Annotated in this window: 23 protein-coding genes; 11 read left to right on the top strand and 12 right to left on the bottom strand. The window is 50.8% G+C overall.

All coding sequences use genetic code 11. The features are described 5' to 3' along the window. The first annotated feature begins 119 nt into the window (after positions 1-119). On the top strand, positions 120-1,202 hold the full coding sequence (locus tag SynROS8604_RS11705) for a phosphotransacetylase family protein (protein ID WP_186544117.1): 1,083 nt from the start codon (positions 120-122) through the stop codon (positions 1,200-1,202). A gap of 71 nt (positions 1,203-1,273) precedes the next feature. Beyond that, positions 1,274-1,792 carry a DNA recombination-mediator protein A gene (locus tag SynROS8604_RS11710; RefSeq protein ID WP_186544118.1) on the top strand — a complete coding sequence of 173 codons (519 nt, stop codon included), beginning with the start codon at positions 1,274-1,276 and terminating at the stop codon, positions 1,790-1,792. A gap of 37 nt (positions 1,793-1,829) precedes the next feature. Here SynROS8604_RS11710 and SynROS8604_RS11715 read toward each other — a convergent pair whose 3' ends face one another. After that, positions 1,830-2,285: an MAPEG family protein gene (locus SynROS8604_RS11715; RefSeq protein WP_186544119.1), complete on the bottom strand. Its 456-nt coding sequence runs from the start codon at positions 2,283-2,285 to the stop codon at positions 1,830-1,832. A 193-nt stretch (positions 2,286-2,478) separates the two neighbouring features. Next, positions 2,479-2,796, bottom strand: coding sequence for a DUF3288 family protein (locus tag SynROS8604_RS11720; RefSeq protein ID WP_186544120.1), 318 nt, complete (start codon positions 2,794-2,796; stop codon positions 2,479-2,481). A gap of 419 nt (positions 2,797-3,215) precedes the next feature. Here SynROS8604_RS11720 and SynROS8604_RS11725 point away from each other — a divergent pair, with 419 nt between their 5' ends. Together SynROS8604_RS11725 and SynROS8604_RS11730 are read left to right on the top strand one after the other, a co-directional pair. Continuing rightward, positions 3,216-3,377 (top strand): hypothetical protein, encoded by a 162-nt coding sequence (locus SynROS8604_RS11725; protein ID WP_186544121.1) that lies wholly within the window; start codon positions 3,216-3,218, stop codon positions 3,375-3,377. Between the two features lie 402 nt (positions 3,378-3,779). Then, positions 3,780-4,040 carry a hypothetical protein gene (locus SynROS8604_RS11730; protein ID WP_186544122.1) on the top strand — a complete coding sequence of 87 codons (261 nt, stop codon included), beginning with the start codon at positions 3,780-3,782 and terminating at the stop codon, positions 4,038-4,040. 404 nt (positions 4,041-4,444) lie between these two features. Here SynROS8604_RS11730 and SynROS8604_RS11735 read toward each other — a convergent pair whose 3' ends face one another. Beyond that, positions 4,445-4,645 (bottom strand): chlorophyll a/b-binding protein, encoded by a 201-nt coding sequence (locus SynROS8604_RS11735; protein ID WP_186544123.1) that lies wholly within the window; start codon positions 4,643-4,645, stop codon positions 4,445-4,447. Between the two features lie 58 nt (positions 4,646-4,703). On the opposite strand from SynROS8604_RS11735, the gene SynROS8604_RS11740 reads away from it, so the two are divergent. Further along, the gene (locus tag SynROS8604_RS11740) at positions 4,704-5,153 is read left to right on the top strand and encodes a GNAT family N-acetyltransferase (protein WP_186544124.1); all 450 of its coding nucleotides are present in this window, start codon (positions 4,704-4,706) and stop codon (positions 5,151-5,153) included. Between the two features lie 607 nt (positions 5,154-5,760). Here the strand turns inward: SynROS8604_RS11740 and SynROS8604_RS11745 are convergent. From SynROS8604_RS11745 to SynROS8604_RS11765, 5 genes are all read right to left on the bottom strand, one after another. After that, complete coding sequence (locus SynROS8604_RS11745) at positions 5,761-6,042, bottom strand: hypothetical protein (RefSeq protein ID WP_186544125.1); 282 nt, start codon at positions 6,040-6,042, stop codon at positions 5,761-5,763. Between the two features lie 41 nt (positions 6,043-6,083). Continuing rightward, on the bottom strand, positions 6,084-6,584 hold the full coding sequence (locus SynROS8604_RS16005) for a hypothetical protein (RefSeq protein ID WP_255445318.1): 501 nt from the start codon (positions 6,582-6,584) through the stop codon (positions 6,084-6,086). Positions 6,585-6,745: 161 nt separating this feature from the next. Beyond that, positions 6,746-7,684, bottom strand: coding sequence for a tRNA glutamyl-Q(34) synthetase GluQRS (gene gluQRS / locus SynROS8604_RS11755; RefSeq protein ID WP_255445303.1), 939 nt, complete (start codon positions 7,682-7,684; stop codon positions 6,746-6,748). Between the two features lie 81 nt (positions 7,685-7,765). Then, on the bottom strand, positions 7,766-8,041 hold the full coding sequence (locus SynROS8604_RS11760; RefSeq protein ID WP_011620102.1) for an HU family DNA-binding protein: 276 nt from the start codon (positions 8,039-8,041) through the stop codon (positions 7,766-7,768). 148 nt (positions 8,042-8,189) lie between these two features. Next, positions 8,190-8,855 (bottom strand): MBL fold metallo-hydrolase, encoded by a 666-nt coding sequence (locus SynROS8604_RS11765; RefSeq protein WP_186544127.1) that lies wholly within the window; start codon positions 8,853-8,855, stop codon positions 8,190-8,192. A 66-nt stretch (positions 8,856-8,921) separates the two neighbouring features. On the opposite strand from SynROS8604_RS11765, the gene SynROS8604_RS11770 reads away from it, so the two are divergent. The 5 genes from SynROS8604_RS11770 to SynROS8604_RS11790 all read left to right on the top strand — a co-directional run bounded on the left by SynROS8604_RS11770 (position 8,922) and on the right by SynROS8604_RS11790 (position 13,714). Then, complete coding sequence (locus tag SynROS8604_RS11770; protein WP_186544128.1) at positions 8,922-10,997, top strand: glycogen-debranching protein; 2,076 nt, start codon at positions 8,922-8,924, stop codon at positions 10,995-10,997. Positions 10,998-11,470: 473 nt separating this feature from the next. Further along, complete coding sequence (locus SynROS8604_RS16010) at positions 11,471-12,328, top strand: Fic family protein (protein WP_255445304.1); 858 nt, start codon at positions 11,471-11,473, stop codon at positions 12,326-12,328. Positions 12,329-12,599: 271 nt separating this feature from the next. Next, the gene (locus tag SynROS8604_RS11780) at positions 12,600-13,037 is read left to right on the top strand and encodes a transposase family protein (protein WP_186544129.1); all 438 of its coding nucleotides are present in this window, start codon (positions 12,600-12,602) and stop codon (positions 13,035-13,037) included. 36 nt (positions 13,038-13,073) lie between these two features. After that, complete coding sequence (locus tag SynROS8604_RS11785) at positions 13,074-13,250, top strand: hypothetical protein (protein ID WP_186544130.1); 177 nt, start codon at positions 13,074-13,076, stop codon at positions 13,248-13,250. Between the two features lie 2 nt (positions 13,251-13,252). Beyond that, entirely contained in the window at positions 13,253-13,714 is a 462-nt protein-coding gene (locus SynROS8604_RS11790) for a transposase (protein ID WP_255445036.1), read from the top strand. Here SynROS8604_RS11790 and SynROS8604_RS11795 read toward each other — a convergent pair. The 4 genes from SynROS8604_RS11795 to SynROS8604_RS11810 all read right to left on the bottom strand — a co-directional run bounded on the left by SynROS8604_RS11795 (position 13,711) and on the right by SynROS8604_RS11810 (position 23,134). After that, positions 13,711-13,869, bottom strand: a complete 159-nt coding sequence (locus SynROS8604_RS11795) for a hypothetical protein (protein WP_186544131.1) — start codon at positions 13,867-13,869, stop codon at positions 13,711-13,713. The genes SynROS8604_RS11790 and SynROS8604_RS11795 overlap by 4 nt on opposite strands. A 298-nt stretch (positions 13,870-14,167) precedes the next feature. Then, on the bottom strand, positions 14,168-16,603 hold the full coding sequence (locus SynROS8604_RS11800) for an SDR family NAD(P)-dependent oxidoreductase (RefSeq protein WP_186544132.1): 2,436 nt from the start codon (positions 16,601-16,603) through the stop codon (positions 14,168-14,170). Positions 16,604-16,716: 113 nt separating this feature from the next. Then, positions 16,717-22,590 (bottom strand): type I polyketide synthase, encoded by a 5,874-nt coding sequence (locus tag SynROS8604_RS11805; RefSeq protein ID WP_186544133.1) that lies wholly within the window; start codon positions 22,588-22,590, stop codon positions 16,717-16,719. Positions 22,591-22,885: 295 nt separating this feature from the next. Then, the gene (locus tag SynROS8604_RS11810; protein WP_186544134.1) at positions 22,886-23,134 is read right to left on the bottom strand and encodes a hypothetical protein; all 249 of its coding nucleotides are present in this window, start codon (positions 23,132-23,134) and stop codon (positions 22,886-22,888) included. Between the two features lie 683 nt (positions 23,135-23,817). Between SynROS8604_RS11810 and SynROS8604_RS11815 the strand changes: the two genes are divergently transcribed. Further along, positions 23,818-25,155: a sulfotransferase gene (locus SynROS8604_RS11815; RefSeq protein WP_186544135.1), complete on the top strand. Its 1,338-nt coding sequence runs from the start codon at positions 23,818-23,820 to the stop codon at positions 25,153-25,155. The last annotated feature ends 1 nt before the right edge of the window (position 25,156 follow it).

The raw sequence follows: 25,156 nt of genomic DNA on the forward strand, positions 1-25,156 counted from the left end.
GGAATTGGGATCAGGGGAGGAAGCAACCTGGACGAAACCATTCACACCTTCGCCGGCCCAACGATGACAGCACAACGGGGCTTGACCTCTAAATTGCTGAATACGCCGGGATCTCCTGCATGGGCAACACACTGCTGATCGGATCCTGTGAGCCGTTCAGCGGCAAATCCGCTCTCGTACTCGGATTATCCCGCCATCTCCTGTCTGAAGGCCGCACTGTGCGCTTTGGCAAACCACTCGCCACAAGTCTTGAGTGGACGGCCAAAGGGTCTCCTTTGCCCGATCCATTGATTGATGACGATGTGCGTTTCGTTGGCACAACCCTTGGGCTCGATGAGACCCGCTTGATTCCATCCCTCCATCTGCTCTCTCCAGAGACCGCAGACACCCGTCTGAGACAGGGCAATTTGGAGGCGGGAACCGGGCTCGAGATGTTGTTGAAGGATCTACAAAACGATCAAGACAGCTTCACAATGCTCGAAGCGGCAGGAAGTCTGCACGAGGGTCTGATGTATGGCCTCAGCCTCGTACAACTCGCTGAAGGACTATCTGCTCCAGTGATTCTGGTGCATCTTTGGCAAGACAGCCGCAGCGTGGATGCCCTCCTCGCAGCCCAGCATCAGCTCGGCGATCGACTAGCCGGTGTTGTTTTGAATGCGGTGACACCTGATGAAGTCGAAGAATTGAATCAACACGTGGTGCCGGCTCTTCAGGCACTGGGATTAAAGGTCTTCGGGGTGATGCCCAGATCTCCCCTTCTACGTAGCGTCACCGTTGGAGAGCTGGTGAGACGTCTTGATGCGCGAGTGATTTGTTGCAAAGAACGCCTCGAACTCCTGGTTGAGACCCTGAGTATCGGAGCCATGAATGTGAATTCAGCAATGGAATTCTTCAGGCGTCGGCGCAACATGGCTGTTGTGACAGGCGCTGATCGCACCGATATTCAGCTGGCAGCACTCGAGGCCTCAACGCAGTGCCTGATCCTCACCGGCGCTGGAGAGCCTCTCCCCCAACTGGTCAATCGTGCCGATGAATTGGAGGTCCCCCTTCTGAAGGTTGAGCACGACACGCTGGCCACGGTTGAAGTGATTGAACAGGCCTTCGGACATGTGCGTCTCCACGAAACAGTGAAGGCCACCTATGCCTTCCGACTCGTTGAAGAGCACTGCCAGCTGAGCGAATTGTTTCGTGCCGTTAGCTGAGCGTTTGCGGATCGATCACCTGGGCACACCTCTCTCGAGGGGCGCTGCTAGCGTTTGAAACTGCCAGTGGGATGTCATTGAGCCGCTCTCTTGATCTTCCTGCACTCGACAGGGTCGACACACTTGCCCAAGAACTTGCCCTTCTACAGGACAAGGGGAAGCGGAGAATTGCCATTCTTGGCAGCCGCCACGTGCCGGTCGTCGCGATTCATCTCGTAGAACTGATCTCTCGGTCCTTGGCACAAGAGGGGCATACGTTGCTGACCTCGGGGTCTCAGGGTGTCAATGCAGCCGTGATTCGGGGGGTCTTAGCCGTTGATCGCGAGCGACTCACCGTGCTGCTCCCCCAGAGTCTCGATCGACAAGTCCCGGAAATTCGAGACCAGCTAGATCAGGTTCTCCATCTGATCGAAAAACCTGAGCATGACGATCTGCCGTTGCCCATCGCCAGCAGTCTCTGCAATCAAGAGATCATCAACCGTTGTGATCAATTGATCTGTCTCGCATTTCATGACAGCGAAACACTCCTTGCTAGCTGCAGATGTGCAGAAGACATGGGGAAAGTGGTCAGTCTTCTGTTTTTCGATTAATCGGTTTCGATCCGTTGAGGGCTGCTCGCTGAGGCGGTCATGCCGATTGAAGAAGAGCTTTCAGGCCTTCCACGTACAAAATGCCTGTGCAGAAGAGCGCCGACGCCCAGCACAAGCCTCGTAAAGGCGCAATGTTGCTGACGTAAGCACCGATATAAACAAGTCGCAGGATGGGCTGAATGAGGGCCACAACGGCCGCTATATCTGGCAAAGGTCCTGTTTGAAGAGCGGCGATTAAAGCCAACAAAGCAGCAGGAGCATGAAGACCAAACGCTTCAAAACTGTTCTGATGGGCCCAACTGGCCCGCTTCCCCCACGCGGGCAGGCGATCAAACATCGCCCTTGGCGCATTCATGTCAGTCATGGTGAAGTCAGCCTGGGAGCGCGCCGCACCTAGAGGAACAATGCTGACAATCACAACCGCGCCAGCCAGCACAAGCGACCAGGCATAGGGAGCTGCTGGAACAGCCGTCAACAAAGCAATTAGATCCATGGGCCAGCCAAATACAAATCCTTTCTAAACAGCCATCTTCTGGATTGTGATGTCGTTCCACTACCCAAGACGCCTTATCCCTGCCCTGACAACGCAGGGGTATGCCGCCACACCAGCCCTTCTTCCCTCCATTGTTTTCAACTTTTCAGCAAGAAAAGCTTAAAAATGCGCCATCAAGTGGCGCATTACATAGTCATGGGGCATCCGAATCGCTGACATCCGATCCAGAACCAACCTCATCATTGAGACTTTGACCTGGACGCCAACCGCTGGCCCAGATCTCTCTGCATTGACGATTAAGTGTGTCGCGAGTGAAGCCCCAACCAGCGACAACTTTCTGCAAGTCTGTCTTGATGTCATCAGCCCCAGGGAAGTCTCCATAACGCGTCGCAAGTCTTGCTGCGGACGTCAGCTGGTCGGGGCCAGGAACTCCTTCAAAACCAAGCAAAGAGTCCAAAACATCTCGATCCGATGCATAAAGCGGATGAGTTTGCTGAATGTCTTCTGCCATAAAGGGTTGGGTCTACAAGCGACGAAGCACAAAGGACCAGACATCCCTGGTGATACTCAAGCGCATTGAGATCTACACCGTAAAGCGATCAACCAAGGTCAACCAAGGGAACCCCAGTGGTGACTGAACCAGGTCATCGACTGATGTAGCACCTGTTAAGCACCATCAAAGGGCTGGGTATGCACTCATGACACCCCAGCCAATCAAGGCAGCGATGCTGCCCCAAACCAAAAGGGATGCGCCAAGCAAACGAAATCTGTTTTCATTCTTTGGAAGTACGAGCTGACGATCCATTCGATTTTGTTCACAACCCCTTTGATGACAACGCCCGACAATGGTCGCAAGCAATTCACAGGGTTAGCTGACAAAGATGTCAAGATGAAAGAGCGTGTCTACCTTGCACGAAACGTGAGATCGACATGGGCTTCGACAAAGGAGATAAATTCATCGATGACGCGAAGCAACGCGCCCACGATGCAATTGGAGAATCCAATCCAAAACTCACATCTCTAGAAAAAGGCTTTTTGCACGCCATGAAGCGACGTGAGGCCCGCGAAAAGCATGCCAGGAAAGGAAGCTGAGACGCTCCAAATAGGGACAAGGCACCAACGGTCATATTTTTCCAACCACAATAGAAGAGGCGCAGATATTCGCAGACTTATCAATGAGTTCTGCAGTGAATCTATCTCCACTATCTTCTGACGAACAACCGGCTGTATATCTCGCACGGACTTTCTTACTGCATAGGATGCTATTGAATCGTTTCGCATGCGTCATCAAGCCAGCAACTGATCGCTTTGCACCCATGCGCTAGCTCGACCTCTCTCATCAGATCGCCATCGCATCGGCTATTTCAAGAGGCAATCTGAAGAGCGAAAAGACTGTGGCAACTGGCTTTGAATGCTTTTGGATTTGATAGGGCATGCCAAGAATGTTTTAAATCCACAAAATCCCATTACGATGTCAAGCCGTCTAGGAATGAGATGCTCAGATCGATTGCTTCGCTGTTGTTTGCGGCTGTGATGTGGGTTCAGGTCCCCCAGTGGTCCAACGATTGGTCGAAATGTGCCGTAGACGTCCCTGATACGGCTTGTCATTGGTATGTCGTAGCGCCAGACAACACCTTTGGGGAAGGATTCAGCTGGGCCAATGCTCCTTGGTTTAGCGCTGAAGGTCTGCTCGACATTGGTGATCTCACTGACACCATGAGCAACATCCACCTCGGCGCGGTTGAGAACGCTTAGAAGCGTCGGACCAGAGGTCCCATGCCATTGGTTGGGACCCTAAAAGCATGGCTATCGAGTGGTGTAAGAGCTCTTTCGATTTGCGAAGTCTTCACAGAAGCGAAATCGATGCGTGGTGATTAATGGAATCCACATGAAGGTGGCTCATTCACTCCATAAGAATCTTCCACAACGGCAGAACTCCGAAGATCATCCGTCTTCAGATTCAACATGAAACAGTGTTTGAAACCCCAAAGCTGTCAGCAGCAACGCTCTGGAGCTAAGTAGACCTAGATGGAACAGGTCGATCTATTTCTTTTTCAAGTAAGGCAAATCACTTGGCTGAGAGAGGGTGAAGACAACAGCGGCTGTAATGAGTGCACCTACAGCCAACATTGCATAAATCCAAATAGAGTAATCAGTCATCAGTTAATTCCTAAAACGCCAAACATGATTTGGCTCAGAATGCCATGACCTGTCAAGGCCTCAGTGAGCACGCCGATCACAATGCCAAGCATGGCTAAGCGTCCATTGAGGAGCTCTGCAGCAACAAATCGCCCAGACTTGCTTTGCTCTGAAGAGCCGTTCTGGAACCAATCTTCTTGGGACCGGGAGACGGAATTCATCAGCTTCTAATAAGTTCATCCATATTACCCGCTTTGCAACGTTTTGCGAAGCATCGCCATGCGGCCCATCCAAGCCACTGACATCCCTTTGCTACGCGAAATTTTCGTGGATGCCATCCATAGCCAAGCCGCTCAGATTTACAGCCCAGAACAAATACACGCTTGGGCAAGCCTCGCTTGGCTTCCAGGAATTTTGGATCGCACCTTGGAAGAAGGCCAAGGCTGGATCAGTGGAGTCGATGATGGGTTCGCGATTCGCCATCCCTCCAACCGACTGTCAATGCTGTATTGCCGAGGTCGATCGTCTCGACAGGGACATGGCTCAGCGCTGCTTCAGGCCATTGAATCCGATGCCCAACGCATGGGATTCAAACGGTTGCAAACAGAAGCCAGCCTCCTCAGTCGGCCCATGCTGGAGCGACGGGGTTGGATGGTGATCGCTCCTGAGTCATTCACGATCGCCAGCGTGCCGTTCTTGCGCTTCAAAATGGACAAAAGCTTGAGCTGAGTCCGCTCCCTCAGGCGAATCGCTAAAGCCTTACAAATCGCCGACAGCGATGGCGAAATGATGCAAAAATCATCGAGATTTTCAAGACTGGGCGAAGAATAAAAACGCTGATGCTTGCTGATTCGCCAAATTCCGCTCTCAGCATCTGTTTTTCCACACCAATTTCAAACCAAACCAGATTTTTGCTCACGTCATGGCGTTGGTCAGGCTCATCAAAGCCAACCGAGCAGGTTCAGTCATGAATTGAAGCAACTTTTGCATGACAACAACGTGAGCTCGCTTACACGCAACAAACCCTTTCTATGACAGCTGTACAAACAATATAAAATTGATTCCATCCGCATCGAACAACGAAATAAAGCAATCTGAAAACAGAAGCAGGACGATCGATCCCCGGCTACCGCGTTGCTCGGACTCCAAACAATCAGGATTCAGCGGCTGTGGAAAAGTTGTGGAAAAGCATGGAAGTCATCCAAATCGCCCCCTGACCGCCTAGTTCTTAGGGTGGTCCTGCATCCCCTAATCCATCCTGGGAGGCCTACGACCTTGCAGGAAATATCCAAGAACGTTCAGCTGGCGATCCACGGCGTCACTGACGAAGATTGCCTCAAGTCTGGTTGCCACCGAGCATGTCTTCATACCCTTCGTAGGGGTCATATTCGGCCCATCCAGGGCTGGCTTGATCCATAAGCCCATATTGACCATCAATCATCTGAGTTCTTGTGTTCCCGTAAGGCACCGTGTTGCAGGTCACGCCTCCACCAGCCACCGGTTGGCAGTCATTGAAACGAACCTGGCTTTTCACGGAGACGCCAACCAGGGAAACACAGCCGATGAGAAGGGGAACCACTGCGCTTAAACGCCCATCAAAAGGTCGCTGGATCTGCATGAGCTGCTGAACAACTGAAACCAGTTTGACGGCATCCAGCCTCAAAAGCCCTGACACTGAACATTCACAGCCGTCAAAAAATTGACAGCGTCTTTTCCACGTCCAGCACGGAGCTGCACCATCACGAGATCGGACTGCAGACCCAAAAGCATGGTTTGACAGGGATAACGGTCGCGTGCTGATGCACTGCGCTGCAGCTGTTCAGCACGGTCTAAAGCTTCCTGACAGCTAGCGATTCGCTCGAATCGAAAACAATCCAACGCAACAGGATTGACGCTCCGAAGCGAAGCAGCAGAAGCGGAACCGATAAAAGCACCACCAAGGACCAACAGAATTGCCCCAGAAATCGCGATCTCCTGAGAGGATGCGACAGCTATTTCTCGGATCGGATGTACACCGACTGGACTGCTGTCGCCCTTCTGCTGTTCACCACTGTGCCTTTGTTGGCTGTCGTGGTGACCGCCGCCTTCTTTATTTGGCAACAGAGGAAGAAACAACTGCGTTAACCGGCTCAGGAAGGGCCGTGGAGTGCTGAATTCCAAGGGCTGGCAGTGACATGCCTAACTCCTCATTTTGACTCTTCGTGGGCTCTCCCTGTCCCAAACAATCCAGACAAGTACGAAAACGCTTGTCATTGATTCGCTGAATGCCACTGCCGCCGCAGCTTCTGCAGGTCATGGTTGCTGTTGCCGTTTCAAGACGTTTAGTTTGAGGCCTTTTCCCAATTGCGATCCCGAACTTTTCCTGAAGAATCAGCCCCCACAATCAATGACGTGAGCTTGTCCTGACGCTCTCTCAGCTCCTCCAGCAATTCTTCAGCCGAAATCGCATGCTCGGGAGGCACCAGCCCAAGTGATGAAGCCAATTGGCCAGTCAATTGCGCTGCCGTATCTCCACGATCACGCAGCGACCTCACGCCTGTCGCCTGCTCGCGTTTTGACAGTTTTTGGCCGGACGGATCACAGAGCAACGGCACATGCCCGTAGCGCGGGGAGGCCATTCCCAGGCTGGACATGACAGCGATCTGGGCGGCACAGACCGACACCAGATCTTGCCCTCGCACCACCTCACTGATGCCCATCGCCAACTCATCGATGCACGTAGCCATGTGATAAGCGATGACTCCATCGGCGCGACGAAGAACGACATCTCCTACCCGAGCGGAGAAGGGCTCAGCAACGCGCAATCTCCAGGCCGGTAATCGCGCATTCCTCAAGCCCCAGTCTTGTTGGAGCCGCCTGCACGTTCCTGGATAGATGCTTGCACCGTCAAGCTGACGGCGACTACAGCGACAGGGATAGAGATAACCCTGCTTCCGCAAGCTTGAAAGAAATGAGCCATAGAGGCCTCGGCGTCTGCTCTGGAGCACAAGGGGGCCATCCCAGTGGAGGCCTAGCCAGCGGAGGTCCTGCAGCACCGACTCAATGGCGCCAGAACGAATCCTTGGCGTGTCGAGGTCATCGACCCGCAACAACCATTGCCCGTTGTTGACTCGGGCATGCAGCCAGGACAGAAGAGCCGTCCTCACATTGCCGAGGTGAAGTGGACCGGATGGCGTGGGAGCAAAGCGCCCCCGGTAGCCGTGTTGGCGCAGTCTCTGGCCGTTCTGCAGGACTCGACTCAGGTGATCGGGAAGCTCGATAGCCATCGATAGTGCTGATCGCTCATATCAACAAAAAAGGGTGGTCAGAAGACCACCCCTGATCAGCAGAGAGTCTTTGATCTAGCCCTGGACCCGGTCTTTGAACATTTTGCCAGCGGTAAAGGCGGGAACACGCTTGGCGGGAATTTTGATCTTTTCACCGGTTTTGGGGTTCAGGCCCTGACGAGCAGAACGCTCGCGTGGTTCAAACGAACCGAAACCAAGGATGGAAACTTTTTTCCCTTCGACGACGGAATCAATGATGGTGTCGATAGCGGCGTCCACAACGAGGGAGACGTCGGTTTTGGTGAGTTCGGTGCGAGCAGCAACGAGGTTGACGAGATCAGCTTTGTTCATGGAAGGAGTGATATGGAGCGAGAGCGCGATGGTTGACGTTGCGGAGGTCAACATCCGCACGGCTTCCTTGAGCGTGCCAATCGTATGGAGGTCAGCGCCTTGAGGCAACCGAAAAAGCCTGTGCCGCAACGCATTCACCCAATCAGTGTTAAGAAAGCAGGTCTGATTGGGCGGGACTCCAACTGTCGAAAGGAGCCAACCTCCCACCTCGCAGCGCCCCAAGGCCTGCTCCAGAAGCCAATGCTGGACTTGATTCTGGAGGAATCCAATCGCGCAGACGCTGAAGGCTGAGCTGCTGCCTCGGCCAATGAAACGTGCGTCGATGACGAAGAGGAGCCATTTGACCTTCTTGAACTGGAATTAATAATCGTCCGCAAAAAAGCACATCCAGAGGGGCTGGAGCGTGCACAACGCAGCTTCCTGGCGTGGGTCCAGGCGTCCAAAGCAGCCTTAAACCGGAGGCTGTGATGTGGGAATCAACAAAAGTCTCAAGGGGTTGAACCCCTGGTAAGAGGTAAGCCTCTTGCTCTTGAACCAACACAGGCCATCCCAATCGTTCTTGCAAGCGACGAAGGCGTCCATGCCCCTCTCGACTCGTCAGCAGAATCCGAGCTGAACGATCAGATGCCAGGTCATGCAGGGCTTGAAGGCTGGCCTCGGTCAGCGGTGGGCAATCAATCAGGACGGGTTCTGGGTCCAAATCGAGCCACCAAGACGACCCACCACGACAATCTCGATTGGGTGGAAACAGCCAAAGGTTGTCCAAGATTTGCTGAGGTGGTCGGCCTGACTCCAAAGCCGAGGTCATCGTCATTTAGGTGGAGTTCCATCACACCCTCTAGCTTGAGGGAAGTACGTCCTGCGATCTGCGGGCGGATCTTTGAACACGATCCATCGCGGCAGTCCCTGGCCCCTAGGCAGCACGATCACACCCCGCGGTGTGAATTTTTCTGTTGCGGCGCCAGCGGCCAATCGGCTCGAATTGCTGATTTTTTCCGATGCTGAGGCAAAGGCACCCGAACAGGTGATTGAGCTGTCGGAGCAGCATCGCTCCGCCAATTATTGGCATGCCGAGGTCGAAGGTCTTGGTGCTGGGTGTTGCTACTGCTATCGGGTGTTTGGCCCCATTGAGCCAGGTGGCCATGGATTTAGGCCCGCCAAGGTGCTTGTTGACCCCTGCGCCCGCGCCATTGATGGCTGGAATGTCTATCAGCGTGGAGCGGCGACCGGCGCATCACCCAACTCCGACAGGTGCTTGAAATCGGTGGTTTCCGAGCGAGATGCGTTCGATTTCCAAGCCCATCCCCGGCCTCGCCATAGCTGGCAAGACACCGTGATCTACGAGCTCCACATCGGAGGGTTCACCAAACGCCCCGCAAGCGGTATCAGCCCCGATCGACGCGGAACCTATTTAGGCGTGATCGACAAGATCCCCTACCTAAAGGAGATCGGAGTCACCACGATCGAACTGCTACCGATCCAAGCCTTCGATCCCAACGATGCCCCCGCGGGTCGTGACAATGTTTGGGGTTACAGCCCTCTGAGTTGGTTCGCACCACATCACGAATACGCGGTAGGCGCGGATCCCCACTCCGCTCGAGACCAGGTGCGTGAACTGGTGGCGGCCTGCCATGACGCAGGAATTGAGGTGCTTTTGGATGTGGTTTACAACCACACCACGGAGGGCAACCGCAACGGACCCACCCTGAGCTGGAGGGGGTTTGCCGATCGCAACTACTACCACCAGAGCGATGCGGGTGATTACATGGATGTGAGCGGTTGTGGCAACAGCATTGCTGCCAACGATCCACTCTCCAGACAACTCATCCTTGAATCACTGCGCTGCTGGGCCATTGAACTGGGCATTGACGGCTTCCGCTTCGACTTAGGGATTGCTCTCAGCCGCGGAGAGAAGCTGAAACCTCTGGAACATCCACCCCTGTTTGAAGCGATGGAGGCTGATCCGCAGCTGAGTGAACTCAAATTGGTGAGCGAACCCTGGGATTGTGGTGGGCTTTACCGGCTAAGTGATTTTCCGGCCAAAAGGATTGGCACCTGGAACGGACACTTCCGTGATGCTTTACGCAGTTTCTGGAAAGGAGATGAAGGGAGCACCTGGGCTCTCGGACAACGCTTTCGTGGCAGCCCCGATTTGTACAACGGGAAAGCAGCCAGTCTTGGCAGCTCAGTGAACCTGATTACGGCGCACGACGGCTTCAGCCTCTTGGACCTTGTGAGCTTCAACAACAAACACAATCTGGCCAATGGTGAAAACAACCGAGACGGTGAGAACCACAACAACAGCTGGAATCATGGCGTCGAAGGGCCGAGCAGCAATCGCGCCATCCAGGCACTACGTCAGCGCCAACAACGCAATCTGCTCAGCACCTTGCTGCTGAGTCGTGGTGTCCCGATGCTGCTGATGGGCGATGAAGTCGGGCGCAGTCAGGGAGGAAATAACAACACGTGGTGCCAGGACAGCCCTCTCAGCTGGATGATCTGGGGAGAGGATCACTGCGATCATGAATTACAGACCTTCGTGCGGCGCCTACTCGATGTGCGCCAACAACTTGCGAGCTTGTTCAATCCGATCCAGCCTCACAACGAAAAGAAACCACTCCGATCAGGAGATTCAGACAAGTTGTGGCGCCAGTGGCACGGAGTAGAACTCAGCAAACCTGACTGGGCGAATTGGTCCCACTGCTTAGCGATGAGCTTGCAGCAAGGACATCAAGGTGCCGTGCTTTGGATGGGCTTCAACGCCTACTTCAAGTCCATGCACTTCGACCTGCCGGAAGCGGCCTCGCCATGGTGTCGCTTGATCGACACAGCATTGCCTGCTGGAGAAGATCTACCAACGCAAATCGAACGGTGGACGCCCTCTGGGGTTCCATTGGAGGCGCGCAGCCTGGTGGTGATGGTGGCTCAGGAGTATGGAGACCGGCTGAGTCTTTGAATCAAGCGGGCGGCGGGAATCGAACCCGCATCATCAGCTTGGAAGGCTGAGCCATAAATCGCCCAATCTCATTGCCGCCACTGACTTCTCAACAAGGAAATAGCCGTATGTGAGATGTTTGGTGAGACGTTTTCCCGTCTAATCCCTTATCAGCACTAGAAAGGGGCATCAGATGAGCGAACCAAAGGAAGACCGTGAGACAGCAGTTAGGACCAGCGAGACGGCCGCTTATGTGCCCGCTAGGGCCAGCACTAGGCTGGCCTTATTCAAAGGAAAGCCCTTTCCCTTGAATTAGATCCAACGTTATTCAAGGTTCGCCCCAGGGGGCTCCATGCGGCGCGACGCCACCGGGCGCTACGAGATCACCAGCACCGCCACTGCCGCCTGATCCTCCTCTGGAGCTGACGGGGCCGCTGCAGGCACTGCACGAGCGGGCGCTGCTGACCTGCGGACGGCTTGACGGGATCTCCTCCCTGCTCCCTGACCCCGAGCTGTTTCTCTACGCCTATGTGCGGCGCGAGGCCCTGCTCTCCTCCCAGATCGAAGGCACCCAGTCGTCCCTCTCCGATCTGCGGCTCTTTGAGCTGGAGGAGGCTCCCGGCGTTCCCCTTGATGACGTGGTGGAAGTCTCCAGCTACGTGGCTGAATTGGAGCACGGCCTGGCCCGGCTGCAGGAGGGCTTTCCGCTCTCCTCCCGCCTGCTGCGAGAAATCCACAGCTGGCTATTGGCCCGGGGACGTTGCGCTGATCGACTGCCGGGGGAGTTCCGGCGCAGTCAGAACTGGATCGGCGGCACCCGGCCGGGCAATGCGAGCTTTGTGCCCCCACCACCAGGGCTGGTGGACGAATGCATGGCCGCGCTGGAAACCTTCATTCACGGCGGACACGCGGGAGAGAACGCCTTGCCGGTGCTGGTGCGGGTCGGGCGACAAAAGGGTCAGACCCGTGCTGGTGGGGTCCCGGAATCATCAATGGGCGACAAAGCTCTCACCGCAGTGGATCAGCTGGCCGTAGGACCAACCGCTCCAGGCCAGGCGGTAGTGGAACAGCAGGTGCGGGAACGGCTCTCCCCGCAAGGTGATGACGACACGCTTGACCTTGGTGAAGTCACAGAAGCCGATCTCTCCGGGCTGATACGCCAGAGGGAACATCACCTCCGGCGTCGGGCCATGCAGAGATTTCCAGTGCTGCACCCGTCGCTGCAGGGTGCGTTTCAGTCAACTCCAGTCCTGATCTGGCTTTTGCTCCTGCAGGTGCTCCAGCAAGGTGGTGGGTGTCAGGGCCGGATTTCAGAAGAACTGGGTATCCACGTGATTACCCTCTACAAATAGAGGAAGACTTGTCGGTTGCAGAGGGAGGCGGTGCACGCATCCGAGAAGGACATTGACGTCTGGAGTACTGACGACAAGTTCCTAGTGCTGTGCCCTCCCAGATCGTCAGAAGTCGCTCTGCGGTAATGCAGGCTGACCCTGGTGCGTTCAATCGCAAGGGTGCGCTCTACTCACCCACAGCACCCAGCAGCTGAGACAGCAGCCTTCCGGTGGGAGTGGACGCAGGGCTGATTCAAAGTGTGTCACGGTTGCTCTGGCCTGAGCTGCCCGCATGGGGTTTGCTCGGTGGTATCGCCTCCTCCTTGTGCCCGACACCGCCTCTGCAGCAACCGATCTCGATCTGATCAGCCACCTCAAGGCGACCCCGGATGCCCAGATGCGGCGGGGCGTTCGCACCCCGGCCTGGTACCTGTTGCTGGTGGCGGTGCTCGGGATCCTGAGCGGTTGCCAGAGCCTGCGGGATCTGGAGCGCTTTGCTCGCCGTCACCACGGCACGCTCACCAAGGCGCTTGGCCTTGAACTGCGGCGGCCCCCATCGGATTCAGCGTTCCGCTACTTCTTCCTGCAGGTGGATGTGGCGGCCCTGTGCGCGGCCATCCGTGATTGGACGATCGCCCACATCCCTTATGGTGCATGGGATCTCGATCAGCTGGTGTGTGACGGCAAGACCCTGCGAGGCTCGATCGAGACCACACCCGGCGGTGGTTAGGCGTTCATTGCCCAGGTGACGCTGTACTCAGCTGCCTTGGGTGTGGCGATCTCGCAGGCCTGCTACGCCATTGGCGCGAACCACGAGCTGGCAGTGCTGAAACAGTTGCTGGGCGAGCTCGACCTGGAGGGGGTACTGATCCAGGCAGATGCGCTCCACACCCAGAAACCGTTTTTCAACAGCTCACCGAGCAGGGGGCCGACTTCCTCCTGACGGTGAAAGCCAAAAAGAAGACACTGCAACGCCAGATCCGATGCCAGTTTCAGGGGAAACGCCATATCCCTGTTCAGGCCTGTGTTTTCGAGGAGAGTCATGGTCGTGTCATCAACTGGATCGTGGAGGTGATCGCCGTCGGGACCCGCGACGGCAAGACCTTGCGGCAGACCCATTTCTTCCTCACCAGCTTGCGCACAACCCCAGAAGCCATGCTGCAACTGGTGCGCGACCGCTGGAGCATTGAGAGCTGGCACTGGATCCGTGACACCCAGCTCGATGAGGACGCCCATCGCTACAGGAGCAATGGAGCTGGGGCGATGGCGACGCTGCGGACGGCAGCCCTCAACCTGCTGCGACTGGGCGGCTTTCAGTCCATCCGAGCCGGCATGCAGGCCGTAACTCACGACATCGCGGCGCTACTGGCGATGGCGACGAGAAAGCCAGAACCAAGCCCTAGTTAAGACTTTGAATCAGCCATGTCCAGCACTGCCACCACATCCTTGGCCTTGCAGCGGCTGCCCATCCGGATCGCCAGGCAGAGGCAGCAGTTGTCGTCGATCACATTCAGGACATTGAGTCTGCGGCCATCAGCAGTAACGTCGAACTGAAAGTCCATGGCCCAGATATGGTGGGGATGCTGGGCGCTGTGACGCCTGACTGAGCCGTCTGCGGGCCATGCCCGCTTTCTATTCCTGGGGGTAGGTAGACCGCTGCTGACCTTCCCCTCGCCAGAGCCGTTGCATCCGCTTGTGGTTCACGGTCCAGCCCTCCAGCCACAGCAAACGGTAGACCATGCGGGGGCCCCAACTGTGAGGCCTTGGGGTGGACGTTGAAACCAGGACCCAGGAGAATTCACACCTATTCGTAGACTTAACAACCTAGTAGGACAACAAAACGAGTCGCAAAAAGCACCACTAATCAATCATACTTGCAGAATGAGTCATTTCCGAATGAGATATGCATAACAATGGAATGCCATCTTCAGAGGTAACAATACCTTCATAATAGGCTTTGCTTGTCAAGCTATTGACGTCAATTACGCGACCACTTGCTATGTACTTACGACCAGCGACAGGTGCTTCATAAATGTCGACAACAAGGCGATTAGGTAATGCACTTGTCTGGTACAGCTCTCTAAGGATAGCCAAGCCCATTTGAAGAAGACCATCCAAAAGTGAAGGGTCCAAAAAGCCTTCTACAGATTGAGAAATACCCAACAGCTTAGATGTGCCATGAGACACTAACGTAGATAACATAATATTTGAATCAGGCAAGATTATGGACGGGCTATTAATGACTCTGAAGACGCCATCGTGGAATAAGTACTTGTCATAAATTTCAGCTTGATCAATAATAATAGAACCATCTTGATCGGACAGGCCAGAGGAAAGGGCAGAAAGAAGACCATTGCTTAGTTCCGGCTTAGAAATTTCCTGCACCTGTGTTCGGTAGGAGAGTCGCTGAGAATTAATATGCTTAAGATTGCATTCTAGCGAACGATCGACTCCCCTTGCAACTTCAAAAAGAAGTTCACGTGGTTCAGAGTTATCAAACACGATGCCAGACAACACTTCAGTACTAACCCGGATTATAGAATCACTTAACTGAAGAGATTTCGAGTTATTGACTCTCTGATAGGCCTCAAGAGCGAAGACGCAGGAAGCCGCTGCAGGCATCACTGGACGACCAAATTTACAATGGGATTTCAGGTAAGGAAGAGAATTAGGATCAAGCCAAAACTTATAAACTTGAGAATCGCAATCATCCTTACTGGTGGTTGAAAGGGATAAAGCATGATTGCCTAAAAAAGGATAATTTTTCGATATAGATTCGATATCATGGTCGGAGCGAGTAAATTTTGAAGAGTCATAAAGACCTGTGGTCACCTCAAGGGGAAGAATGCAATCCGTAGTAAGCAATGAAGCAATGCATTCTGCACCAACATCAAGTGGAATTGGAATTATTCCCTTTGCAGCAAAAGCCTCATTGACCTCCTTGGTAGCCATACCAGCAGATGCCCATGGTCCCCAGTTCATAGAGTTGACTTTGAGTCCAGGGTAGGAACGTGCTGAAAGCCAACTGCCTGCATTGATTAGCTCATTAGCAGAAGCATAATCAGATTGGCCAAAGTTACCAGTTTTACCGGCAATTGAAGCAAAATTCAGAAGCCTGACAACTGGATGAGATTCAATAAGCTGGAAGGTAAGCTTCAATGCGTTGAGTTTAACTAGCAATACACGTTCAAAACTTTCTCGATTCTTTTTTGCTACCAATGAATCCTCTATAATACCGGCTACGTTTATAATTGCATCAACTTTTAAGTCGCTTGCGGACAAAGCCTCTAAGACTACTTGATGAGAATTCGAATCAAGGAAATCAACTTGAATATACGTTACCGAAGAATAGAGCTTTGACAAACGTTCGATTGTTGCAATTGCCTCCAAAGAAGACAGTATCTTTCTCAACTCCCTTTCAATGATAGCCGGAGTAAACTTTTCGTCCGAGTCTCGATGAAGTTGAATCAAATGGGATCTTAGCTGGGGTACCGTAAAAGAAGAGTCGTACCACTTAGGCAGAGAGAGATGTGATCGGCCGGCGATAACCAAGGAGGTCTGCTTGGAGCCAATCTTTTCTAAAGCTGAGACAGCGATACCACGGGCTCCGCCGAGCGCCAATAAGCACTCTGGATACGTGCAATGATCTAAACTCAGTGAGAAGTCTGAAATCGACTGATGTGGGGTTATGGTATGAACATGCAAACCAGACTTGTTAATAGTATACTCATGCTCGGGATCCTCAAGGGAGCAAATAAAATCCAAAAATATTAACGCATCGTCAGACTCAAATACATCACGGTTAATATCAATAACAGTTGAATGTATAGATTGATATTCTGATACAACTGACTTAAGCATGCCCGAAAGTGCTGATATATATGTCAAGCTAAGGCGTGAATCTTTAAAAGAATCATCAACAGTAGAGCGTCGACCGAAATCACCATGACCATTATGAATGACAATTAAACGAAAACTTCTAGAGTCATTTACCATTGCAAACAAAATGGTACGTATATTATCAAATACTGTCCAAAGAGAAGAAGCAGCATCTTTTGGTTCAAAATGCGCTAGTGCATTAAGGTCCTGTCCAAAGTCGTCTAAATGAACTATATAAGTGATGTCATTCTTACTGCCTACTATAGTTTGACCGGAAGGCTGAAGAGCGTGATTTGCTAGATCAGGAGGAAGTGAGAATGATGAAGAGGAGATGGAGGCTTGAAATATCAGAGCTTGGGTTACACCATTGAATAGTTTTGAGTAGTAGTCCTGCTTATTCTCGGGAGCAAGTATCACATAATGGTGCCTTTTACTGACTAGACATTTCCCAGATCTCGGGGTTGTCAGTGGATAAGAGACACTATCAAAGTGGGATAGATGATCATGCCTTAATTCATCTATCCCGCCAACTACTTTCCCGGCTGAGAAACCTCTGCAGCAACTTCACGATCAGCAGATCCGTTGAGAATAGCTGCAATTTGCTCAGAAACATCCCTAAGGGTTCTTAGATCTCGAGTGCCGGTTTGAATGCTTTGAATGGCTTCAGGAGAAACATCTGACAGTGTAGACATTAAACCTCCCATGACTTCAATTCTCTTGATCGAGTCAATCCCAAGATCAGACTCAAGATCTTGATCGGGATCAAGCAATTCAATTGGGTAACCACTCTTCTCAGACAAAAGAGAAGTGAGCTGGGATAAAATGCTACCTGAGTCAAGGTTACGGATTTTCGTTGATTCTGCTGCTATTGAACCATTTCCATTGGTAGGCGAAGGGACTTGAACCTCTACTGGTTGGCTGTGTTGAGGACCTGGAACAGGATTGGTTAGAGTTGGAGATGGAGTTTGATGATGGATGACTCCTCCGTTGCCATTCGACTGGGATGAAGATGCGGAGGATTGAACAGGCTGTTTCTGGTTGCTGGAAGGGGTTACCGGAGTGGTGAAATGAATTGCCTCAGGTGTGGAATATGAAATGGCATCCGAAGAAACAGTCGGGTCAGAAAATGGTTGTTGGGTATAAATAAAGTCAGGATTATCAAGAGAGGCAGAATGCTGTGGCGAGCCACCTAAAAATGCTGAAAATACTTGTGTCTGTGAATTAATCATCATACGTAGCGTTTCGTGGTATGTGCGAAATGCTTCGAGCCGAAGGCTGCTGAGCTGGCTGGACTGTGTGGGCTGGATGGGTTGGTTCATTAGGGCGACTTGGTGGTTGGAAGAGTGCGATTGAACAGATGGCGACAGAAGTGTATCTGGAATATTTTGAGCGGGTATATGCTCAATAAATGGCCTTGCAATCTCCGACAAAGCATGGTGCACATTATGCTGAGGACTACTCTCTAACTTATATCTAGATTTCCATGAATGGGCACCATTAACGTAGTATAAGTAGCCAGGCCTTTTAGAAACTGCATTGGAAACTCCTACTGAAGAGTGGTTCAAGTATAGAGACTCAGCAGGCTGAAGCATTGTACTCAGCCTAGTCCAGTTCAAAGGAACTCCATGACTGGCAATCTGCATGATAGATCTCAAGAAATCCTCTGTTCCTAGAGGACCGTCGAGAGAAACTACATTTGAATCAAGAGAATCAATAGAAGATCGAACCAATTTCGATAAGACTTTCTTTGGTCCTACTTCAATAAAGAAGGAGCAACCAAGGGCTTCAGCCTGTTTTGCAGACTCAATGAAGTCAACTCCCGAAGTCATATGTGATCTGATGAGGTCTCTAATGTTCTCCTTAGTAACAGGACCGGACCGAGGGGACGTGCTAAGAATTGACTGACGTGAATGTGGAAGGTCAGCCTTAAGCTCCAAGGCACCCAAACAATCCGAAAAGATAGCATTGCATTGCTGCATCAAAACAGAGTGGAATGGTTGGTTGGCTTGCATCCATTGGGTTGAAACACCACCCCTTAAACAAGTAGCCTCAATAATTTCAAGGTCAGAGCGCGGACCAGACAAGACGATTTGTGTTGGCGAATTGATATTGGCCAATGTAATTGAGTGTGACGCGACCGAACTTAGTAATTCATTGCCTTGATCAGCCGAGCAGAACAGGACAAGCATGCCATAGCCGTCCTTTTTGAAATTGCTGATAGCTTGGCCACGAGAATGCAGTAATTCGACTAGCTGTCTGTCTGACATCCATCCCGTCGCATGAAGGCTTACAAAATCGCCAAGACTATGACCAAGACCCAATGACCATGGGATTTCAAGATGATTAAGAATTTCGAGGTATGCGACCTCAGTAATCGCTAGCAATGATTGTTTCAGTTCAGCAGCAGGAGCCTTGCCCTTCTCTTGTTTGCAAAAGAGATAATGATCAAGGACGTCTGCGCGTGACAAGTAGTCCGGTATAAGTTGCATCAGCAGCTCATGGGAACGAAGTGGCATCGCTCCCATGCATGTTGTGCCCATTCCGGGATAATCAGAACCCTGGCCTGGAAACAAAAGAGCAATCTCGTCAGCATTCTTGGATTTAATCTGAAGTCCAGCCGATTCTGACTGACAAACGAGCCACTGACGCATCATGTCAGAATAATCTTTCTTTCCTTGCAGAAGGTCGTGAACAATATCCAGCTTGTCAGCAATATCCGACTCACTGAGATCAACTAAAATGATGGCATAGTCTTTGGCAACGCTACGAAGGTGAGTAGAGATATCTTGGCTCTGAATTGTGTCTGCAATAAGTTGATTCACAGATGTGGCATACCCATTCAGAGCGCACTCCTCCTCAATCTGACGGGAGTGGGTCAATGCTGAATGGATAGATTGAACAAGGCTGCCACCATCAGCTGTAAAATAAAGAAGCCTGCATCCACAGGCAATCTTGGGCTGTTCGATTACTTCTTCAGCATCTACAACAGGTTCCGGTACATACTCCTGCAATACAACGTGAAAGTTGGTCCCCCCAAATCCGAAAGCGCTGACGCCAGCAGTCCTAAGTTTACATGACTCATTTTTGAGCCAAGGAAGATTTCCAGTCGGTAGATAAACAGCCTCAGAACTTACCACTTCGTCAATATGTTCTTCAACTCTGCTATGGATTGGTATTGACTTATTTTTCAAGGCTAGTGTGGCCTTCAGAAGACCCGCTAATCCAGCAGTACTTTTTGTATGACCAATCAGAGTTTTCACTGAACCCACCGCACAGTGAGAACTCTGACTTCCCTTGGCTTCCAGGAATGTAGTCAACGCTCTGATCTCGGATCGATCGCCAACAGGTGTACCTGTCCCATGAGCCTCGTAGTAACCAAGCATGGCTGGATTCACGCCAGCGTCCTCATAGGCTCGGGCGAAAGCCTGAACCTGTCCCTGATGGGACGGGGCAGTCATCGTCCTGCCACGACCATCGCTCGAGCTGCCAATGCCCTTGATCACGGCATGGATTGAATCTCCAGCAGCTTCTGCATCTTCGAGCCTCTTGAGTACCAGGATTCCAGCACCCTCACCAAGAACAATGCCATCAGCTTCATTGGTAAACGACTTGGCTTCACCAGTTGGGGAAAGGGCCTGAGTTTCCGAAAAACAGAAATAGGCAAAAGGAGACTGAAGCGTGTCAATTGCTCCGACAACAGCCATATTGACATCACCCTGTCTCAGCTTACTAACGGCGACGTCTAAAGCAGCCAGAGAGGATGCACATGCAGCATCAACAGTACAATTGGTGCCACCAAAATTAAATCTATTTGCAACTCTACCTGCCGAAACATTTGGAAGAATACCCGCAAAACTATCACTAGTCCACTTTGGCAGCAACTGTTCAACTTGAGGATGGCTGTTCAAAAGAGGAGCCAGTTCCGCCTGCATTACATAGCCTTGACCCAATTCGCCAAGGCCACCGCTATAGCCAAGGATGACGCACGTAGATTCACGATCATATATACTATCTTCAAAATAGCCTGCGTTGTGAAGAGCGTCTTTCACACAAACAAGTGCTAATAGCTGGGCTGGATCAATCGAAGACAAGGATTGCGGAGGAATACCAAATTCAATTGGATCAAACTGAACAGCATCCAAGAAGCTGCCCCACCTAGAATGTATTTTATTTGGATCCTTGGTATCAGCTGAATAAAAGTCGCCAATGGACCAACGCTCTTCTGGAATCTCCTTGATCTGGCCTCGAGCACGAACGACCAAGTCCCAGAATTGTTCAGGGTTGTTAGCGCCAGGCAGCTTGCAAGACATTCCAATGATGGCGATATCCAGATTCCCTCTATAAATTTCATTAGCTTCACGAATAGAGGCCCGTTCAGTAATTTCGAATTCCGCCGCCTTGCTTGGTGTTTCCAAGCCTGCCTTAATGCTCTCATGCAATTGGTGAATGGTTGTCTGGTTATTAATCAGACAGACAGCTTCACCAAGCATGTACATTCCTAACTCAAGTTGATCCTCTTCTGTAACCTGAAGCAAACCATTCTCACCTCGCTGCAAACCCTTGGAAGCCAGTCTCAGGCGTCCTAAAATTAATCGATCCAACTGATTAGAAATCTCCCTGACAGGAACCTGAGATCTGACCAACTCATCACGCTTGGCATTGAACTCTCGAGAAAATGCTGTATCGGCGCATCTGCTTTGATGCCCTGGAGATGTCTCTAAGAAGACAGTATTGGTACATTCGATCGTAACCTCCTGATATGTTGGAGTTATCGCTTTATCTTGAACAATTTCACGAGTAGCAAGATAAGCAGAGCCAACAAGTAACCCACACGTTGCACCAACCTTGGCTAGATCGTCTATCATATATGCAGCAAAAGATGCAGAAGTCTGATCATGAATCCCCCCGGCCAGCACCAAACAGACCTCTCGACCAACAGCAGGACTTTGCTCAAGCACAACTTTGATAGATCGTTCCCAAAGATTCAGAGAACTCAAGGGACCTATATGTCCGCCGCATTCACGTCCTTCAAGGATAAAGTCTCTCCAGCCTTCTTTTATGAATAACTCGAGCAATTCAGGAGTGGGTGCATGAATAAACACACGTAAATTCTTAGATGCAATCTCCTTCGCTTGTGCTGGAGTCCCTCCGGCGAGGATGCAAAAACTTGCACTAGAATTCTTCAGAACGGAGATTTGAGATTGCAAATGTGTTGAATCAATAAATCCAAGTAGTCCAACTCCCCAAGGTAAATCTGGAACCAATTCAGCTGTCTTTACCAGAATTTTCTCAAGCGCTTCAGCCGATAGCATCGCGGCAGCGATGGTAGGCAGAGCACCACCTCGCGCTACGCTTGCTGTAAATTCCGCGTTATCACTAACGCGTGACATTGGGCCCTGAATTATTGGATATTTAACACCAAACTGGTCTGCAATTGTATTCGGTTGTCGTGTAGCCAAACCGCGAGATACCCGAATAGACCTATATGCAGAAATAACTCTGCCGAGAGTGCAATATTTTATACAGAATTCCTTGGCAAGATCAATACCCTCCCCAACAGGAAATATCCACTCAGACTTCCATCTTGCAATTTCGTTTAACTCAGAAGCATCAATACTAATTCCAAATAAATACCCTGGAGCACCTTTTCCAGGCAACGAGACACATCTCACTTCTTCATTATTATCCAAGGCTGAGCGCAAAACAATGGACTGCCTTCCATTGACTCTATTCAGTAACTGCTTGGTCCTCAGTGGCAGATAGGAATCATGAAGTAGCAGTGTTTGCTCGTCAAGTAGAATGGAATGTATTCCTTGACTGTTAAGTGCCGAGAATGAGAGTAGCCCAATTGGCCCTGATACAATCATTCTACAATCATTAAGGCAACTCAAAGCCTTTTGGAAAAGAATATATTGAGAATCACGTCCGCAGAGTGCGCCCGATTCGTAACCCTCGATGATCACACAAGGATCATTCTGTTGATCCCAGGGAGACTTGGCATACTGCTCTACATCCTGAATGGAGCCCAGCCTGGGAATTGGATTCAATCCATTCAGTTCAACAATCTGTTCACGGCTGACTCGATGCCAAGGGATAATGACTCTCAATGATCTGGTTAACGCTGAGCCATTCAGTTCAGCGATCGCCTGCAACGCCTTAGCTGTCTTGAAGTCTTTGCATGAGACAGCAAAGATGCCTGTTATGAATTTGGCCAGGCATTGATTCCAAAGCTCCTCAATATGATCTTCAAAGCCAAAGGTCTGCAAACATACAGATGCTCCAGAAGCTACAGCCTTCTCTGTGGTCTTGATCCAGTCTCCAACGGGGCGAACCGTCACCAAAACCTGATTGGTATTATTCATTACCTTGTGCTCAATAGAGTTTATTTTAGCCCATCCAACCAAAAGTCAGACGAAGTTCCACTGATCCAGTGGCCAGATCATATATTGCACTCATTACCTTAAACTATCAAATTCTATCATACATAAACTACTATACATATCCTTGGAGTTCGAATTTCAAAGACTAAGGCGCCTTGTAAAGCTGATTACAGCCGACTCTCATCAGACTTCATTATAATTAACAGATTCCTGATCAATACAGAAAAAGATGCAGTTTCGCAAAAATGAAAGGTAGAGCTGGGGTTCCACAGATGTTATGGACAAGACAATTTCGGGAACATTATCACGACCGGACTGTCTATTCATGACAACCCCCCCAGCCTGTGAGCGTGCATGGCCCTTCCGACGGTCGAAAAGGGCGCAATGACGTCCCTGACGATGCAGTGGGGCAAGCAGCGCTGGTGCCGTAGAACCACAGCCTGCTACAGGTGCTGCGGATCGGGGGTCCGCCGCTGGCTGCGTTAAACACCCCGCTGATTCTCCAGAGCAGTTGCCCGGCAGAACGATTGGCGAAGCTTTCTACGATGTAGTGGATTGCCAACCGCATGGGACAATGAGGTCAACAATTGTCTGATCATCAACCACTTGGGAGAGGCCCCTGAAGTCCTCCAAATTCTGGCTAATCAGGCCGTAGCGACAGATCGGTGTCAGTCGAGCATGGGGGTGCAATTGCGTGCAGTGAGGGGTCAGGGGTATTTGGGCCGTACCACAACTCCGACGAACTCGTTCCTTCATTATCAGCTGGAATTACTTCATTAGACGAAATATTAACCGAATATTCGAAAGCTTCACTGCAAATATCCGACCACAAGTAAGGGCCTAAAAGCAATGTTAAGAGAATAAAAGGCGGCAAGCTCAAATATGACATTCCGTAGCATGGATGTGGCTGGAGTTAGCACCTATCTAACATGCCTCAAAGAACAGAAAAGAGCAGTCATTCATAACCATTACGACAAAGTGACTGTGAGCTGAGTGCACCACCAAGAACTGAAACAAAATCGTGTCAAGCTTCAATTAAGATTAACATCTACATGAATATCAGTAAGGCAAGCCTGTCAATGGAGAAAAACCAGTTCTCAGGGCCCAGATGAGGCACTCTGGATCCTTAGGTGAATCCGCTTGGCTTGACTGGCATGATGCATTCTCACCACGTGGAGCTATGCTCTTAAGGTCCAGTGATGGCAACTGCGTATCCCATGGCGCCCAAGAAAGACTTGGGCGAGCCACCATATGCATGTCTCCTCTGAAATCGTGTTAACAGCAGGCAGCTCTTTTTTGACAATGCTACAAGACATCTTAAAGATTATTGATGAGTACTGCGCAAATAATGACATCTTTTACGACGAAACGCTTTCTGCAGGCACTCAACTCATTGCTGATCTTGGACTTACATCAGTTGATTTTGTTTCTATTTTCCAAAAGTGCCAAGCTCTCGGGAATGAACGACTGTCCTTCATAGAACTAGTTATGCCTATAGAGGGTCAATATGTGTCTGATCTAAAGATAGGAGAGTTGAGCGATTATATCATTGAGCAGTCGGCACTTCGTCCTCCAGCAAACGAGCAACGCGCAAGTGTTGACAATGGATATTCAGAGCAAACAGTGAACGACAGCAAATACAGACGCTCCCTTTTTGAGATAAAACAGTTTGACGAATTTAAATCACTAATTCAAAAGCCAACATTTTCGGACCAAGGTCCTGTCGCAACAGACTATCAACTCGTTTTTATCCTGTCCTCGCCCCGATCAGGATCAACCTTGCTACAAAGGATGCTTGATCAACATCCAGATATCGAGTCTCCTGAAGAGTTGCATCTTCTTCATTACGACACATACGCGCAGCGGCACGCAGCCTTGAGTCAAGCTGAAACTAGGCATCTGCTTGGTGGAACTGCTCGACTGCGCGCAAGAATCAATGGAATCAGCATGGATGATTCCAATCGTCTTGAATTGAAATTTATCGGTGCTGAAGAACCCGCTCTGAACTTCTTCACTGAAATCAACAAGAACTTCTCAAAACAATATCTTGTTGACAAGACTCCATCTTACGCCTATAGCAGAGAAACACTTGAAAGAATTTCTACACAGTTTCCTCTCGCACGGTTCATTTATCTTACACGTCATCCGTCAGCGGTTATTAAATCGTTGATTGATTCGCAGTTGCAGGAAATCATTCCATTTGCACGTCGCTATTCGGGCGATACATCCACGATTCCCGAGATGATCTGGGCATTGTGTCACGAAAATATTCAGTCCATTCTTCCCGGCATTAATCTCAATCGCCTGCATTATGTGAGCTACGAAGAGCTTGTCATGAATCCTGAACAAGCCATGACTTCAATCCTAAATTTTCTACATCTACCTTTTTACCCCGATTGTGCTAATCCATATATCGAAGGTCAGAAACAGCAGATTGAAACTAATGAGTATGCTGGCGACTTGAAGTTCTTTCTTGAGAATAGGATCGTAAACGATCGTGCTGAGATATGGAAAGCCTTCCCTGCTCTTCATTCGCTATCAAACGTGAGCCAAGGACTGATGAGCGGCATTCCTGGATATGAGGGCTGAA

It is taken from the genome of Synechococcus sp. ROS8604 (assembly GCF_014279655.1).
In the GTDB taxonomy this organism is placed as follows: Bacteria; Cyanobacteriota; Cyanobacteriia; order PCC-6307; family Cyanobiaceae; genus Synechococcus_C.